Genomic DNA, 16,781 nt, shown 5'->3' with positions numbered 1-16,781 from the left:
CCAGCCGCCGTGCCCATAGTCAATCCAGAGACTTCTCTGCAAGAAACCTCGAAACCAGGTCCGCGATCTCGACATTGTTGAGATCCGAGAACGGGAAGTGGCTGTTGCCCTTGATCCCGATCTCCGGCAAGTGGATCAGCCTGGCGTCACCGCCATGCCGGTTCACCGCGTCGCGCCACAGGCGCGCCATCTCGAGCCGGGCGCGCCAGCTGTCCTGGGCCGGCAAACGCACCGGCTGGGCGGGGATGTTGTCGCCATAGAGGATCAGGATAGGAATGCGCGTCAGCGCCTCGAACTGCGCCTGGCTCACGACCTGCGCGGCGACGGTGTCGAACGCGCTGGGAATCGGCGCCGGCGCCTCGCCCTCGGGAAACACGAAGCTGCTGCCCGGCTCGAACGCGACGATGGCCCGCACGTTGCGGCTCTTGATCGCCGTCAGCCAGCCCGGCCCGCCCCCCTGGGAATGGGTGAACAGAATGGCCGGACCGGTCTTCTCCAGCAGCGCCGACACACCATCGGACACCACCTCGATGTCGTAAGGGCCGGTGTTGGGAGTCATCGAACGGAAGAACTGCTCCTGCGCCGCCCGCCCCGGCGGGAACTGGCTGCCCGCGAAGGTCTCGGGCCACAGGCCGATGCGGAACTGGTTGAACCACAGCTGCTCGTCCGCCACTGGCTTGATCGTCGCTTCGACCAGGCTACGCCCCGCATCGCCACGGCGCGGCTGGTCGATCAGGTAGGTGGAGAAACCGCGACGCAGGAAGATGTTCTGGAAACCTTCACGCCCATCGGCCGTGGTCTCCCAGGACTTCGCCGACTGCCCCGCGCCGTGCCACATGACAATCGGCAGCGGGCGCGCGTTAACCGGCTTCTGGTAGAAGGCATACACATGGTCGCCGTGGTAGGTCTGGCCATTGGGATTCATCGGGTTGTAGGGATCGAAGGTGCCCGGCTGAGTGTGCACGCCACCGCCCGCGATCAGGCTGCCCTGATCCTCGATCACCAGCGGACCGCGCTCGCTCGCCTCAACAACCGCGCCGCTGCACAGGGCAAAACAGAGGGTGCCCGCCCTGGCGGCGGCGGGCATGTACTTGCGGATCAGGTGCTGGGTCATGGAGGGCTCTCGATTGGAAATCGCAGACCCCCAACTTACCCCTCGGCCATTGATTGATAAATGGCACGGATTGGATAGAACTGATACCAGAAACGCATAGGTAGACTAATTGCCCCGCCCACCGCCAAATGACCATTCCTCAGCCTCAGTGGTGGTAATCACCACCATCACATCCTCGGCATCGATGCCTGGCGCCCGGCCCAACCGCACGCTCGCCAGCTCGGGTCGACGCACGTCGACATACCTCCTTCATCACTGGCGTTTTTTCTGTCATTGGGGGGGTGTTTAACAACACTTATCAATGGATCCATTAAAAACGAAGACAACAGCTATCAGTCCGATAATCGCCCATAAATCAACCTCAAACCTGGACTTTATCGTTGACACCAAAACACCGCAGCCCCTCTAATGGATCCATTAAATAAAAACAATCACTCCCCAGGAGAGCCCTCCATGTACCCCAAGAACACTTGGTACGTTGCCTGCACCCCCGATGAAATCGCCGACAAGCCCCTGGGCCGACAGATCTGCGGGGAGAAGATGGTGTTTTACCGTGGCCTGGAGGGCCGGGTCGCGGCGGTCGAGGACTTCTGCCCCCATCGCGGCGCGCCGCTGTCGTTGGGGTATGTGGAAAGCGGCAACCTGGTGTGCGGTTATCACGGGCTGGTGATGGGCTGCGATGGCAAGACCGTGGCAATGCCCGGGCAACGGGTGCGCGGCTTCCCGTGCAACAAGACCTTTGCCGTGGTCGAGCGCTACGGCTTTATCTGGGTCTGGCCCGGCGATCAGGCGTTAGCCGATCCGGCGCTGATCCATCATCTGGAATGGGCGGTCAGCGATAAGTGGGCCTACGGTGGCGGGCTGTTCCATATCCAGTGCGACTACCGGCTGATGATCGACAACCTGATGGACCTGACCCACGAAACCTACGTCCACGCCTCCAGCATCGGCCAGAAGGAAATCGACGAGGCGCCGCCGACCACCACGGTCGAAGGTGACGAGGTGGTCACCGCGCGGCATATGCAAAACATCATGGCCCCGCCGTTCTGGCGCATGGCCCTGCGCGGCAACGGCCTGGCCGACGACGTGCCGGTGGACCGCTGGCAGATCTGCCGCTTCACCCCGCCCAGCCATGTGCTGATCGAAGTCGGCGTGGCCCACGCCGGCCAGGGCGGCTACAACGCGCCGGCGCAGTTCAAGGCGTCGAGCATAGTGGTGGATTTCATCACCCCGCAGAGCGACACCTCGATCTGGTACTTCTGGGGCATGGCGCGCAACTTCAACCCACGGGACGAGGCGCTGACCGCGAGCATTCGCGAGGGCCAGGGCAAGATTTTCAGCGAAGACCTGGAGATGCTCGAACGCCAGCAACAGAACCTGCTGGCCCACCCCACGCGCAACCTGCTCAAGCTGAATATTGACGCCGGTGGCGTGCAGTCGCGGCGGGTGCTGGAGCGCCTGATCGCCCAGGAACGCGCCGGCGAAGCACAACTGATCGCCACGGCCACGGCCTGAGCCCTGCGCGGCGCTACGCCGGCAGTGCACCGGTGCCGCGCCCAGCCCTTTCCCCAGCCTTTTACCCAAGAAAAGAAACAGAAGTGACCGCCCTGGGCGGCAGCACTCGGAGGACCGACAATGATCGATGTGGTGGTGGTATCCCGTAACGACGAAGCCCAGGACATCTGCAGCTACGAGCTGGCCAGTGCCGATGACCGCCCGCTGCCGGGCTTCAGCGCCGGCGCGCATATCGATGTGCACCTGCCCGGCGGCTTGATCCGCCAATACTCCCTGTGCAACCACCCCGAAGAACGCCATCGCTACCTGATCGGCGTGCTCAAGGACCCGGCCTCCCGCGGCGGCTCGCTGGCCATGCACGAGCAGATCCACCCCGGCACGCGGCTGCACATCAGCGAGCCGCGCAACCTGTTTGCGTTGGCCCATGAAGCCCGGCGCAGCCTGCTGTTCGCCGGCGGCATCGGCATCACCCCGATCCTGTGCATGGCCGAACGCCTGGCCCACAGCGGCGCCGATTTCGAGCTGCATTACTGCGCCCGCTCCAGCGAGCGCGCGGCCTTTGTCCAACGCCTGCGCGATTCATCCTTCGCCGAGCGGGTGTTCCTGCATTTCGACCAGGAACCCGAGACGGTGCTGGACGCGGCCAAGGTCCTGGCCGCGCCGCGCAACGATGTTCATGTCTATGTGTGCGGCCCCGGCGGCTTTATGCAGCACGTGCTGGACACGGCCAAGGCCGCGGGCTGGCGGGAGGACTGCCTGCACCGCGAGTACTTCGCCGCCACCCCCGTCGACACCCGCGCCGACGGCAGTTTCTCGGTCAAGGTCGCCAGCAGCGGCCGGGTCTTTGAAGTGCCGGCGGACCAGAGCGTGGTACAGGTCCTGGAAAGCCATGGCATCGACATTGCCATGTCCTGCGAACAAGGGATTTGCGGCACCTGCCTGACCCGGGTACTGGAAGGTGTGCCGGAGCACCGCGACCTGTTCCTCACCGAGGACGAACAGGCGCGCAACGACCAGTTCACCCCCTGCTGCTCGCGCTCGAAAACGCCGCTGCTGGTGCTGGATATCTGAGGGGATTCAGGCGGGGCGGAGAATGACCTTCATCCGCTCGTCCGCCGCTGCGCTGCTGAAGATCTCGGCATAACGCAAGGTCGCGTTGGCATGCTCGCGCATGATCGCCTCAGCCCGCGCGCCCTGGCGATTGACCAGGGCATCGAACACCGAATGGTGCTGCATATGGGCGTAGTTGAAGCGTCGGTATTCGCGGGCCATGTCCTGGCGATCCACCGCCAGCGCGGTCACCGAGGCGAACGGCAGATGATCGTTGCGCGCCAGGGCATCGGCGATCGCCGGGTTGTGGCTGCCTTCGACAATCACCTGGTGAAAACGCATGTTGAGGTCGTGATAGACCTCCAGGTCGTCCTCGGTCACATAACCCTTGGCAAACAATTGGTCGCCCTGGGCCAGGCACAACTCCAGGGCCGCCCGCGCCGCCTCCGACAAGCCGCGCTCGGCGGTCTGGCGCGCCGCCAGCCCTTCGAGCACCCCCCGCACCTCGACCGCGCCGGCGATGTCCTCGGCACTCACCGAACGCACCTGGAACCCCCGCCCGCCAAACCGCACCAGCAAGCCTTCCTGCTCCAGGGTACGGAACGCCATGCGCACCGGCATCCGCGACACCCCGAACAACTCCGCGGTCGGAATCTCCATCAGCCGCTCTCCCGCCGCCAACTCGCCCGAGGCGATCATCTTGCGCAACGCGACCAGCACCAATTGACCGGGCTTACTCATCCAGGCAACTTCCAGAAAACGTGGGCGGCCATAGTACCGCAAGCCTTGCGCCGGCGGCATGCGGATAGCGGCGTGCCGACGGTGGCGACCTCACAGGCCTGATCGCGGGCAAACCTCGCTCCTACGGAAGACACACCTCCCCTGTAGCCGCTGCCGCAGGCTGCGATAAGGCCGCAGGCCTTCAGCGATCTCAAGACCGTGCGCCCCCTTCGGGGTCGATCGCAGCCTCGCAGGCTCGGCAGCGGCTACAGGAAACACACCCACCCCAGGCCGGCCGGCAGGCCGCCGTCTTGCTTTTGCTTTTGATCTGAACGCCCCGTTAACCGCGATGGCCGAACGAAGGCATTGAGCCGTGGGTAACCCGGCAGGGATGCCGGGTTAGCCGCCACAGGCCATGGATGGCCTGTGGCGGCGGCCCACGGATCAATGCCTTCGTTCGGGCATGCCGAGCCTAGGCGAGGCACCGAGTGGTGGGGCGAAGCGTTTTTGGTTCCTTTTTAGGCGTTTGTAAAAAGGGACTCGCCGTAAGGGCGAAACCATAAGCAGCCGTGGCCGCAGAAACGGATATGTACCCCGCCCAACATCACCAGCGAAACCACTACCGCCATCGCGGGCAATTCGAGCGTTAACCGACCGCTCCCGCCCGCGACAACGCCGCAAAACTCAAAACGACAACGGATAACTCACAATCACCCGAGTCTGATCAAAGTCACTGTTGAAACTGCGCCGGTTAGTGGCGTTATTCACCCGCACACTAAGGTTCTTCAGGCTGCCACTCTGAAAGGTATACCCCACCTCCGTATCCCGCTCCCACTCCTTGCCATTGCTCCCGGCCTTGGTCGTGGCATTCTCGCCATGCCCATAGCGCACCATGGCCAACAACCCCGGCACGCCCATGGCGGCGAAGTTGTAGTCATAACGCAGCTGCCAGGAACGCTCGTCGGCGTTGCTGAAGTTACCGTTGAACATATCGTTGCCCAGGGTCCGGCCGCTGCTGCCGTACACCGATATCCACGGGCTGTCGCCACTGACCTTCTGCAAACCCAGGTACAGGGTATGGCCAGCGGTAGAGGCCGAGAGCAAGGCATAGGCGGTGCGGCTCCGGATCTCGCCGATGCGCGCCTGGCCGTCATCCTTGTCGATGAAATACCCGAGGTTCGCCCCCAGCACCCAGTCGCCCACCGGCTGCTTGTGCAGCAGGTTGAAGTAGCTCTGCTGGTAGATGTCTTCCAGCTGCGCATGCCAGGCGCCGATCAAGGTGCGCTGCTGGTTGAAACGGTACTCGGCGCCGGCATAGGTGAAGCCATCGGACGTGACCCCGGGCGCGGCCCAGGCCGAGAGGTCCTGCATGTCCGAGGAGTTGCGCAGGCTCACCGAACGGTACTGCCCGGCCTGCAACCCCAGCCCGGCGATTTCCCGCGAATCGAGCATCACCCCACGGAAGGTCTGCGGCAGCAGCCGGCCATCGTCGTAGCGCAACAGCGGAATGTCCGGCAGCAACTCGCCAACCTTCAATTCAGTGGCGGAAATGCGCATTTTCGCCGCCACGCCGGCGCGGCCGTAGTTGTCCGCCGCGCGCCCGTCATCATGCACCGGCAGCAGCTCGGAACCACTGGTGCCGCGCCCGCTGTCGAGCTTGACGCCGAACATGGCAATGCCGTCCAGGCCGAACCCGACGATGCCCGGGGTGTAGCCGGAATTGAACTTGAGGATAAAACCCTGGGCCCATTCCTCGACCTTGCTCTTGGCCGCACCCGGGTCGCGAAAATCCCGATTGAAGTAATAGTTGCGCAGCACCAAATCGGTCTTGGCATCTTCGAAAAAACCGCCGTCTTCGGCCCAGGCCGGCAGGCCCGTGCCCAGTGCCAGTGAAGCCGCGGCCAGCGAGCGCGCGAGGATGCAGTGAGGGGTGTTCATTATTATTGTTCTCCGCTTTGCATAGGCGCAGCCGTTCCCCGACAGGCCACTCCAGGCCCGCCTTTTATCGGCTGCAAAAATGCCCGGTCTCTCTTTTGGGAAAGACCGGGCGATATCCTCAGCTCAAGGCATCAGAAGGGATAACGACGCGCCGAGTGCTGCACGCTGATCCAGTGATCGCGGGTGAACTCGTCGATCGCCCAGTCGCCGTTGAAGCGCCCGAGCCCCGAGTTCTTTTCCCCACCGAAGGGCGCGTTGGCCTCGTCGTTCACCGGGATGTCGTTGATATGGGTCATGCCCGCGCGAATCCGCCGGGCGAAGTTCACCCCGCGCTCCAGGTTGCGGCTGAACACCGCGCTGGACAGGCCGAATTCGCTGGCGTTGGCCAGTTCCAGGGCGTGGGCCTCGTCCCGCGCCCGCAGCAGCCCCACCAGCGGGCCGAAGATTTCGTTACGCGCCAGGTCCATGTCGACTGTGACTTCGCCGTAGACATGGGGCGCCAGCAGATTGCCCTGGGCCCCGCCCTCGTAGAGCGGCTCGGCGCCTTCGCGGCGGGCCAGCTCGATCTTCTCCCGCAGGCCTTGCAACTGCCGCGCATTGATCACCGGGCCGATCACCGTCTCGATCGATTGCGGATCGCCGACCTTGAGCCCCTTGACCCGCTCGACGAAGCGCGCGGCGAAGGCGTCGTAGAGACTGTCGTCGACAATGATCCGGTTGACCGCCATGCAGATCTGCCCCTGGTGCAGGAACTTGCCGAACACCGCCGCGCTCACCGCCTGTTCGAGGTCGGCGTCGGCCAGGACCACGAACGGGCTGTTGCCGCCCAGCTCCAGGGCCACGTGCTTGAGGTGCGCGCCACCGCTGGCGATCCGGCCGATACCGCGGCCGACCGGGGTGGAGCCGGTGAAGGTGATCAGTGAGGGCACCGGGTGCTCGACAAAGGCATCGCCAATCTCGCTGCCCGCCCCCACCACTACGCTGAGCACGCCCGCCGGCAGGCCGGCCTCCTCGAAGATCTTCGCCAGCAGCAGGCCGCCGCAGACCGGCGTATCGCTGGCCGGCTTGACCACCACCGCGTTGCCCAGGGCCAGCGCCGGGGCGATCGAGCGCTGGGTCAGGTGCAGCGGGAAGTTCCACGGGCTGATGACCCCGACCACCCCCAGGGCGCTGCGGTAGACCCGGCTCTCCTTGCCCGGCACATCGGACTCGACGATGCGGCCGTGGACCCGCGCCGGGAACGATGCCGACTCCAGGGCGATGGCCCGCGCCGCCCCCCATTCCAATTGCGCCTTGAGCCGGGTGCTGCCGGACTCGCGAATGATCCAGTCGACGATCTCCTCGCGGCGCCGGTCGAACACCGCCACCACCTGATGCAGCACCGCCGCCCGCGCCGAAGGCCCGAGCGCCGCCCAGTGCGGCTGCACCGCGGCGGCCTTGGCATAGGCGGCATCCAGGTCGGCGCGGTTGGCCTGGGCCACTTCCAGCAGCAGCGCGCCGTCGAACGGGTTGCTCACCGCCAGGGTTTTGCCGGCCGCGCCGGCGCGCCATTCCCCGGCGATGGGTTGCAAGTGCAGATCGCTGTAGACAGCTGTGGACTCACTCATGACAAAACTCCTTGAGAACAGGATTCACAGGAAAGAGGGGCTCGCGACTCAGGGCGCCGAACCGGGTTTACGTGGCTATGCATGACTGCCTCCGGTGGCTGCCCGCGCCTCGATCAAGCGCAGCAGCCCCAGCAGGGTTTCGGTGTGCGGCACGGCGATGCCGGCCTGGCGCGCCCTGGCCAGGACCTCGCCATTGATCGCGCCGATTTCCGTGGGCCGGCCGGCCAGCACGTCTTGCAACATGGACGGTTTGTGCGCCCGGTGGTGGGCGATGGCATAGGCCACGCTGTCCAGGCAGCGCCGCGCATCCGTGGCCACCCCCACCGACTGCGCGACGCCGAGCACCTCCAGCACGATGGCCCGGGCCAGCGCCGTGCCTTGCGGCACGGCCTCCAGTTGCCCCACCGTGCAGCCGGTGACAGCGCACAGGCTGTTCAAGGCCGCGTTGAACGCCACCTTCTCCCAGATCGAGGTCCAGACCTGCGGGTCCACCGCGCAGTGCAACCCCGCCGCCTCCAGCACCGCGGCAACCTGGGTGCTGGCCTGGCGCTCGACGCCCTCCAGCGACAGCAACCGGACCACGCCCTGGCCATGGGAGCGGACATGGGCCGGCCCGGCCATATCGGCGGGCCAGGTGGTCATGCCGATCATCACCTGCTGCGGGGCGACGTGGCGGCACAGCGCTTCGGCGTTACCCAAGCCGTTCTGCAGGGTCAGCACCCGCGTGTGCTCGCCGATATGGCCGGCAATACTGCGCAGCGCACTGTCGGTGTGCTGGGCCTTGGTGAAGACCAGCAACAGGTCGGGCTGGCCCGTCACCTGCTCCGGCCGGCAGGCGCTCAGGCCGCCAATGCACCGGTCGCCGTCGTCGGTGTCCAGGCGCAAGCCCTGGCGGCGGATCGCCTCCAGGTGCGTGTCGTTGATGTCCAGCAGCGTGACGCTCTGCCCGCTTTCCGCCAGCAGGCCGCCGAACAGCGAGCCCATGGCGCCCGCCCCGAGAATGCTGATGTTCATCGAACCTCCTTATGGCTGTGAGGGTTGATCGGCGAGGCTCTCTTTGTGGGCCCGGGTCAATCCAGGCGCCCGCCGGGGAATATGTCGGCGCACCAGCACCAGGGCGATCAGCGCCAGCACCATCACCGTCCCCAGCAGCGTCAGGTAACCGTGGGCGCCGCCCTGGGTGATCACCGTGGCGCCGACGAAGGCGCTGAGGATCGCGCCCATGCGCCCGAACGCCAGGGCCGATGCGGTGCCGGTGGCGCGCACCGCGGTGGGATAGATAAAGGCGCACAGCGCATAGAGGGTGGACTGCACGGCGTTGACGAACAGGCCATGCACGCCAAAGCCGAAGATCAGCAGGCTGGTGTTCTGGTTGACGTCCACGACCTGCATGGCGAAGGCACTGGCCGCGCCGCCCGCGCAGCAGATCAGCAGCGGCCAGAACGAGCCCCAGCGCGTCATGGCGACCGCGCAGAGCAGCGCGCCGATCACCCCGCCCAGGTTGTAGGCGGTGAGGCCGGAACCGGCCAGCGCCAGCGACAAGCCTTCGGACAAGAGCATGGTCGGCAGCCAGCTGAAGGCGCTGTAGACCGCGGTCAGGCACATGAAGAACGCCACCCAGACCGCCACGGTGTCGCGCCCGTAGCCGGGGGCGAACAAGGCACGGAAGCCGCCCTGCTGCTCGCTCTTCTGCTCCAGCGCATCGGTGTAGCGCACGCCTTCGGGCATCGGTCGGCCCATGCGTCCCAGCAGCGCAGTCAACTCGCCCCAACGCTGCGGCCGGCGCGCCAGGAAACGCGGCGACTCCGGCAGCGTCGCCAACAGCAACAGGCCCAGCACGATGGGCAGGCTGCCGCCGATAAAGAACAGCGTGCGCCAGCCGTACAGCGGCAGTACGTGGGAGGCGAACAATCCCGCCAGCATCCCGCCCAGGGGCACACAGACGATGGTCGCGGTGACCGCCAGGGTACGCCGGCGCGCCGGGGTGAACTCGGCGGTCATGGTGGTGGCGCTGGGCAGCGCGCCACCGATGCCGAGCCCGGCGATAAAGCGCAACGCCGCCACGGTCAACGCATCCGGCGCCAGGCCGATGGCGCAGGTCGCGGTGCCGAACAGGATCACGCTGGCGATGACCGCCATGCGCCGGCCGAAACGGTCGGCGAACAGGCCCGCGCAAGCGCTGCCGATGCCCATGCCGATCAGCCCGGCGGCCACCGCGGGGGCGAAGGCCTCGCGGGTGATCCCCCATTCCTTGATCATCAGCGGTATGGCAAACCCGATGAGCTGGCCGTCGAAACCGTCCATCACGATCGACAGCGCGGCCAGCAACACCACGATCTTCTGCATCCCGGTATAGGGCCCGTCGTCGAGCAAGGTGCCGATGTCGGCACTGCCGGAAACCGGGCTCGACCGCTGGGGCCCAGCCTCCATCACTTCACTGACCGAAGTCGTGTTCATAGCCACCTCTTTTTATTGTTGTGGTGTACGCACAAGGTACGCTTGGCATTGCCGGATCTTCAGCCCGGCGCCGGGAGCCCGGACTTTGAGAATCAGGGCTCGATGGTCAGGGTCGGCACCTCGATCAGTACCGGGCGATTGCCGGCCAGGGCCGCGCTGAAGGCGGCGGCAAACTCGGCGCGGGTCGCGGCATGCACCGAATGCACGCCATAACCCTGGCCGATGGCGCAGAAGTCCAGGCCGGGAACGTCCAGCCCCGGCGCATCGCTGACCTGCAGCACATCGGCGAACCAGCGCAGCGCGCCGTAGGTGCCGTTCTTGAGGATGATGAACACCACCGGGATGCCGTACTGGGCGGCGGTCCACAGCGCGGTGATGCCGTAGTTGGCCGAGCCGTCGCCGATGATCGCCACCACCCGCCGCCCGGGAGTCGCCAGTTGCACGCCAACCGCGGCCGGCAAGCCGAAACCCAGACCGCCGGCGGCGGGAAAGAAGTAGCTGCCGGGCTCACTCATCTCCACCCGCTGCCAGAACGCGCTCACCGTGGAGGTGGATTCCTTGACGTAGATCGCGTCCCGCGGCGCCAGCTGGTTGATCAGGTCGAACACCGTTTCCGGGCGCAGCAGGCCGCCTTCCTCGCGCACCGGCGCCGGCAGCGGCAAGGCGCTCGGCAGCGGCCGTTCGCTCTGCGGCAGCACCTCGACCAGGGCTTCGAGGGTCAGGGCGATATCGCCCACCAGCGCATCGCCCATGGGCGCCCGCGCCGCCTCGCCCGGGTCGCAGGTCAGGTGCACCAGCTCACAGTCCGCCGGCAGGTAATCGCCCGGGGCGTATTGGTGGTAGCGGAACACCGGGGCGCCCACCACCAGGATCAAATCGTGCTCGGCCAGGCAGCGGCTGATCCCGGCGATGGCCGCCGGCAGCACGCCACGGAAACACGGGTGGCGGGTGGGGAACGGGCAGCGCGAAGCGGAAGGCGCGACCCAGGCCGGCATCCGCAGTTTTTCCGCCAGTTGCACCGCCAGGCCGTTGCTGCCACTGCCGTCGACATCCGGGCCGAGCACCAGCACCGGGCTACGTGCCGCCGCCAGGCGCTCGGCCAGCCCTTGCAGTTGCGCCACCGAGGGCAGGCCGGCGCTGGCCACCTGGCGCCGCGCCAGATGCTCGACCCCGGCCGGCGCCGCGCAGGCCCAGTCGTCATAGGGAATCGACACATACACCGGCCCGCGTGGCGCCAGGCTGGCCATATGGATCGCCTGGCTCAGGGTGCGCGGCACGTCCTGGGCCGAGGCCGGCTCGTGGCTCCACTTGACCAGGGGCTTGGGCAGCTGCGCCGCATCGACATTGGCCAGCATCGCTTCCACGCCGACCATCGCGCGCACCTGCTGGCCGGCGGTGATCACCAGCGGGCTGTGGGAGTACCAGGCATTGGTCAGCGCGCCCATGCCGTTGCCGGTGCCGGCGGCGGCATGCAGGTTGACGAAGGTCGGCTTGCCGGTGGCCAGGGCATAACCGTCGGCCATGCCGACCACCGCGCCTTCGTGCAGGCCGAGGATGTAGCGGAAGTCCTCGGGAAAACCCTTGAGAAACGGCAGCTCGTTGGAGCCAGGGTTGCCGAAGATGGTGGTCAGGCCTTGCTCGCGAAGAATCTCGTAGGACGCAGAGTGAACGGTTTTCATAAGGACCCTTGTTGTTAGGTTTCGGGTTACTCTTGCAGCCGCTAAGAAATTGATCAAATCGATACTATCTCTATCAAAAATAAAACCTATCTATGTCCATAACAGCAGCAGAGGCGGTATGAGTCACATCGATCTGAACCTGATCCGCACCTTCGTCACCCTTTACGAAGCCCGCAGCGTGACCCTGGCGGCCGAGCGTCTGTTCGTCACCCAGCCCTCGGTCAGCTATGGCCTGGCGCGCCTGCGCGAGCTGTTCGACGACGCCCTGTTCAGCCGCACCCGCGACGGCATCCAGCCGACCTTTGTCGCCGAGCAGCTGTACGGCCCCTTGCGCGAATCCCTGACCCGCATCGAAAGCGCCGTGCAGAGCTGCCGCCAGTTCGACCCGGCGAGCACCGAGCGGCGCTTTCGCATCGCCCTCTCCGACCTCGGCGAAATCGGCTTCCTGCCGCTGATCCTGGCGCGCCTGAACCAGGACGCGCCGCTGGCCGAAGTCGAGGTCCTGCCGCTGCAGGTGGACCAGGTCGGCGAATGGCTGGCCAGCGGCAAGGTCGATGCCGCGATCTGCCGCCAGCCGGTCCCCGGCGTGCGCAGCCGGGTGCTGATGCACGAGCGTTATGTGTGCCTGCTGAGCACCGGCCATCCGCGCATCGACCAGCAGTTGAGCCTCGAACAGTTCCTCGCCGAACGGCACGTCGCCGTGACCCGCACCAGCGGCCACGGCAATGTCGAAGACGTACTGAAAAACATGCACGTGGAACGGCGCATCAGCCTGCATGTGCCGCACTTCTCGGTGCTGCCGAAAATCATTCCCGGCACCGACCTGCTGGCGGTGCTGCCGGCGCAGATCGCCCGGCTGTTCATCCACGAGGGCGAGCTGAAGATGCTCGAACTGCCGTTCCCGGTGGCCGAGTTCGCCGTGTCCCTGAACTGGCACCCCAACAGCGACAGCTCCGCCGCCCTGCGCTGGTTCTGCGACACCGTCGCCGACGCCATCATCAGCGGCCAGGGCCAGGGCTAGGCGCTGGCCATCGCCGGCTGCGCCTGGGCCCGGGCCGGCTTGAGCAGCAACAGGCAGCCGGCGGCGATCACGAACACGCTGGCAAACACCCCGTACAGATGCAGCGGCTGCCAGCCGCCATCCAGCAGGAAGCCGGCCACGGTCGGCGAGAGAATCGCGCCGATGCGGCCGATGCCGATGCCCCAGCCGACGCCCGTGGCACGCACCGAGGCGTCGTAGACCACCGGCGACAGCGCGTAGAGGCCGGCCACGCAACCGTTGGCAAACAGACCGATCAGCAGCCCCAGGCCGAGCGCCGCGGCGATCGACGAGGCCGAGCCGACAAACAGCACCAGCAGGCCGGCGGTGATCAGCATGAATAGCGCCAGCACCCGGCCCAGCGGCCAGCGCGAGGCCAGGCCGCCGATCAGCGCCGCGCCGAAGATCCCGCCGACGCTGAGCAGCACCCCGCCGGTGATCCCCTGCTGCGCCGACAGCCCGGCGGCCACCAGCAGTTTCGGGGTCCAGCTCATGACGAAGTAGAAGCCGAACATCACCAGGAAAAACAGCAGCCAGATCAGCAAGGTGGTGCGGCGCATGGCCGGCGCCAGCAACTGGCCGAAACAGCTGGGCGCGCCGGCTTGCCTGGGCACCTCTGGCGGTAACTGTTCAAGCTCAGGTTGCTCCAGGCGCCCGGCCAGGCGATTGACCCGCACCAGGGCATTGGCCGGGCGGCGGGCAAGCAGGAAGTCCAGGGATTCGGGCAGCCACAGCAGCACCAGGGGAATCACCAGCCAAGTCACCGCGCCGCCGAACAGGAACACCGAGCGCCAGCCCCAATGGCCCAGCAACCACACCGCAAGCAGCCCGCCCAGGGTGGCGCCCAGGGCATAACCGGTGGATTGCAGGCTGACCGCCAGGCCGCGCCAGCGCTTGCTCGAATACTCGCTGGCGATCACGTTGCTGCTGGCCAGGATGCCGCCGATACCGAGGCCCGTCAGGCCGCGCAGCAGCGCCAGTTGCAGGGGAGTCTGGCTCAGGGCCGAGAGCAGCATGCCGAGCCCGGACAGCGCCAGGCAGAACAGGATCAATGGCCGCCTGCCAAACCGGTCGGCCCAGGGCGCGATAAACAGCGAGCCCGCCGCCATGCCGAACAGCCCGGCGCTGAGCAGCAGGCCGACCTGCGCACCGTTCAGCCCCCACTCGGCCGAGACCGAGGCCGCAGTGAAGGCCATCACCAGCACATCGAAACCGTCGATCATGTTCAAGACCATGCAGATGCCGATGGCCAGGCATTGGAAGGTGCTCATCGGGCCGCTGTCCACGCGGCTCTTCAGGTCGAGCGTCATGAACGCACCTCCACGCCGCCTGCCGGCGACAGCGAGAGGGAAAACAGCGGCGTGCACACAGACAGACGGCGGACGGAACCCGGGCAGTTCCGCGCCCTTGATAAGCCATTCATGACGAGACCCTTCTTGTAGTTTTTATCGGGGGACGGTCGGGAGGGGCCCGCCATCGCCAGGTGGCTAATCAACCATCCAATGGATCCATTAACAAGAGGTGAAATCTAGAGAATCCATGGAAAATTGGCTGAAATACCTGGAGAAATGCTCAGGTATTTTTATTTAAAAGACGAAAATCAATGACTTAATCAAACACCAATTGACTGATATTTGCGGGCGATTATCGACCAGACTCATAAGGCGCAGGCTGTTGAGGATCCTGTGGCCGTGAATGGCTACAGGACCCAGAAACAATGGATCCAATAAATCAAAACCCTGAAGGCAGATGCTCAGCTTCTCATCAATGGACTGACAATCCGCCTCAAGGGCTGTGACCTTATCTTCCAACGCCCTGCCCCGGGGTCAGCCGCCACATTTTGTAAAGCATCCCCGGCCACGGATTGGCGAAATGATTACTGCGCCGGTGGGACATCTGCTAAAACGCGGTTTTTATCCGTACGCGGTGCCACAGCCCATGTCCTCCTTATTCCTCTCGCGCTGGCGACCTCGCTGGTGGTCGCTGCTTGGCATGGCTGCCCTGTTGATAGGCCTGCCGGTGGGCTGCCAGGTGCTGGAACACAAGGAACGCGAACTGGTGTTTCGCGTCGAGCCGGGCAATGCCAGTTGGTATCGCGGCCTGCCGGCCGGAGTACGCGAACTGCAGTTCAAGGGCGACAGCCTCAAGCCCGAGCAGAACATTCATGCCTGGTGGTGGCCTGCCCAGCGGGCCGATGCGCCGGCCGTCCTTTATCTGCATGGGGTGCGCTGGAACCTCACCGGGCAGCTGTTCCGCATCGAGCAACTGCACGCCCTGGGGTTCTCGGTGCTGGCCATCGACTATCGCGGCTTCGGCCAGAGCCTGGGTGAGCCACCGTCGGAAACCAGCGTCTATGAGGACGCGCGGATCGCCTGGGAGCAATTGCAAAGGCTGCAACCCGACGCCGGCAAACGCCTGATCTACGGCCATTCCCTGGGCGGCGCGGTGGCGGTGGAACTGGCCGCGCAACTGGGGCAACAGGCGGCCAGCGACGGCGCGCCGATTCCAGCCCGCGGCTTGATCGTCGAATCCTCGTTCACCTCCCTGGCCGCTATCGCCGCCGAGCTGGGCAATACCTCGCTGCCGGTGCGCTGGCTGCTGTCCCAGAAGTTCGACTCCCTCGACAAGATCGCCCATATCGGCATGCCGCTGCTGATCGTCCACGGCCTGGACGACCGCTACGTGCCGGCGCGCTTCAGCCAGCAATTGTTCGACGCCGCGCGACAGCCCAAGCAACTGCTGCTGGTTCCCGGAGCCACCCACAACAACAGCATGCGCCTGGCCGGCGAGCGCTACCGCCAGGCCCTGAACACCTTGTTGCATGCCCGGCCGGCGAAGGTCGCCACCGCGGAACCGGCCCGCGTGCCGACCAGTTGAACCACGAACCGGCACCGTTGCCGTTACGCCCTCCTGCATCAGCCGGATGAGCTCGTCCTTAGACAACCTGTAACAACTCCGGCTGGCCCAGGCAGCGCTTAAATGAGATGGTCTCCTGTTGATTGTTTTGGAGGCATGTCATGACTACATTTCAATTCATCGCAGGCATGGTCTTTTGTCTGGCGGGACTGGGCGTGAGGGCCTACCTGACCGTGCAGCATCCCGGGGAAGAAAAGGCCTGGCGCTCGTCCAGTGTGCGAAAGTCCGCCAAGTAAGCCTTGCCCCCGCCCCTGAATACCGCTGATGGCCTCCCGGCCGGCCCCGCCTGGATCAGGTGGAGGCCCATGGAAAATGCCCGTATCGCGCGATACGGGCATTTTTTTCAGCCCAGGGCATCAGTCATTCCGCCTGATGCCGGCCCGCAACAATGGCAAAATAGCCGCCGCCCATACCCGAGACCGTCCCATGCCAGCCACCCCCACCCTCACCGCCCGCGAAATCTGCCAGGTGCTCAGAGAACTGGCCCTCGGCACCCGCACCCTGGGCCCATCGAGCCAGCGCGTATTGGCGGCGGACGATAGCTGGCAGGTGCGGCTCGACATCGAAGGCTGGACCCTGACCCTGGTCAACCATGGCCAGACCCTGAGCCACTGCGAGCAATGCCGCTCGCCGGATGGCCGGGTCGAAACGCTCGACGCCTGGCAGCGCTACGGCACCGACCCGGTCAAACTGCTGAGCATCTGGGAACACCAGCAGTTGCAGCGCCTGCTGCAGGCGTTGTGATC

The 16,781-nt window shown here is 65.7% G+C and carries 14 protein-coding genes and 1 pseudogene; 6 read left to right on the top strand and 9 right to left on the bottom strand.

All coding sequences use genetic code 11. The features are described 5' to 3' along the window. Positions 1-19: 19 nt before the first annotated feature. Together C4K27_RS13325 and C4K27_RS13320 are read right to left on the bottom strand one after the other, a co-directional pair. Positions 20-1,114, bottom strand: a complete 1,095-nt coding sequence (locus C4K27_RS13325; RefSeq protein WP_053260806.1) for an alpha/beta hydrolase — start codon at positions 1,112-1,114, stop codon at positions 20-22. Positions 1,115-1,219: 105 nt separating this feature from the next. Continuing rightward, positions 1,220-1,321: pseudogene (locus tag C4K27_RS13320) on the bottom strand (tautomerase family protein); the annotation flags it as partial. Between the two features lie 246 nt (positions 1,322-1,567). Between C4K27_RS13320 and C4K27_RS13315 the strand changes: the two are divergent. After that, on the top strand, positions 1,568-2,629 hold the full coding sequence (locus tag C4K27_RS13315; RefSeq protein ID WP_053260805.1) for a Rieske 2Fe-2S domain-containing protein: 1,062 nt from the start codon (positions 1,568-1,570) through the stop codon (positions 2,627-2,629). A 120-nt stretch (positions 2,630-2,749) separates the two neighbouring features. Further along, entirely contained in the window at positions 2,750-3,700 is a 951-nt protein-coding gene (locus C4K27_RS13310) for a PDR/VanB family oxidoreductase (RefSeq protein WP_053260804.1), read from the top strand. Positions 3,701-3,706: 6 nt separating this feature from the next. Here C4K27_RS13310 and C4K27_RS13305 read toward each other — a convergent pair whose 3' ends face one another. The 6 genes from C4K27_RS13305 to mdlC form a co-directional block, all read right to left on the bottom strand. After that, on the bottom strand, positions 3,707-4,420 hold the full coding sequence (locus tag C4K27_RS13305; RefSeq protein WP_007932043.1) for a GntR family transcriptional regulator: 714 nt from the start codon (positions 4,418-4,420) through the stop codon (positions 3,707-3,709). A 663-nt stretch (positions 4,421-5,083) separates the two neighbouring features. Next, positions 5,084-6,337, bottom strand: a complete 1,254-nt coding sequence (locus tag C4K27_RS13300) for an OprD family porin (protein WP_053260803.1) — start codon at positions 6,335-6,337, stop codon at positions 5,084-5,086. 131 nt (positions 6,338-6,468) lie between these two features. Next, positions 6,469-7,944 (bottom strand): aldehyde dehydrogenase family protein, encoded by a 1,476-nt coding sequence (locus C4K27_RS13295; protein ID WP_053260802.1) that lies wholly within the window; start codon positions 7,942-7,944, stop codon positions 6,469-6,471. 75 nt (positions 7,945-8,019) lie between these two features. Then, entirely contained in the window at positions 8,020-8,958 is a 939-nt protein-coding gene (locus C4K27_RS13290; protein ID WP_053260801.1) for a ketopantoate reductase family protein, read from the bottom strand. Between the two features lie 9 nt (positions 8,959-8,967). Beyond that, positions 8,968-10,401 carry an MFS transporter gene (locus tag C4K27_RS13285; protein ID WP_053260800.1) on the bottom strand — a complete coding sequence of 478 codons (1,434 nt, stop codon included), beginning with the start codon at positions 10,399-10,401 and terminating at the stop codon, positions 8,968-8,970. Between the two features lie 92 nt (positions 10,402-10,493). Beyond that, the gene (gene mdlC, locus C4K27_RS13280; protein ID WP_053260799.1) at positions 10,494-12,080 is read right to left on the bottom strand and encodes a benzoylformate decarboxylase; all 1,587 of its coding nucleotides are present in this window, start codon (positions 12,078-12,080) and stop codon (positions 10,494-10,496) included. 118 nt (positions 12,081-12,198) lie between these two features. Here mdlC and C4K27_RS13275 point away from each other — a divergent pair, with 118 nt between their 5' ends. Beyond that, on the top strand, positions 12,199-13,101 hold the full coding sequence (locus tag C4K27_RS13275) for a LysR family transcriptional regulator (RefSeq protein ID WP_053260798.1): 903 nt from the start codon (positions 12,199-12,201) through the stop codon (positions 13,099-13,101). Here C4K27_RS13275 and C4K27_RS13270 read toward each other — a convergent pair. Next, a complete protein-coding gene (locus C4K27_RS13270) occupies positions 13,098-14,429 on the bottom strand; it encodes an MFS transporter (RefSeq protein ID WP_053260797.1) in 1,332 nt (443 codons plus the stop codon). The genes C4K27_RS13275 and C4K27_RS13270 overlap by 4 nt on opposite strands. Before the next feature lie 628 nt (positions 14,430-15,057). On the opposite strand from C4K27_RS13270, the gene C4K27_RS13265 reads away from it, so the two are divergent. The 3 genes from C4K27_RS13265 (at position 15,058) to C4K27_RS13260 (ending at position 16,779) form a co-directional block, all read left to right on the top strand. After that, on the top strand, positions 15,058-15,996 hold the full coding sequence (locus tag C4K27_RS13265; RefSeq protein WP_053260973.1) for an alpha/beta hydrolase: 939 nt from the start codon (positions 15,058-15,060) through the stop codon (positions 15,994-15,996). A 140-nt stretch (positions 15,997-16,136) separates the two neighbouring features. Continuing rightward, complete coding sequence (locus tag C4K27_RS31585) at positions 16,137-16,271, top strand: hypothetical protein (RefSeq protein ID WP_016702627.1); 135 nt, start codon at positions 16,137-16,139, stop codon at positions 16,269-16,271. 190 nt (positions 16,272-16,461) lie between these two features. Then, positions 16,462-16,779 carry a DUF7693 family protein gene (locus C4K27_RS13260; RefSeq protein WP_053260972.1) on the top strand — a complete coding sequence of 106 codons (318 nt, stop codon included), beginning with the start codon at positions 16,462-16,464 and terminating at the stop codon, positions 16,777-16,779. The last annotated feature ends 2 nt before the right edge of the window (positions 16,780-16,781 follow it).

Source organism: Pseudomonas chlororaphis subsp. chlororaphis, assembly GCF_003945765.1.
Classification (GTDB): Bacteria; Pseudomonadota; Gammaproteobacteria; order Pseudomonadales; family Pseudomonadaceae; genus Aquipseudomonas; species Aquipseudomonas chlororaphis.
The sequence above is the reverse complement of the archived record's forward strand: the minus strand, read 5'-3'. Positions and strand labels throughout refer to the sequence as shown.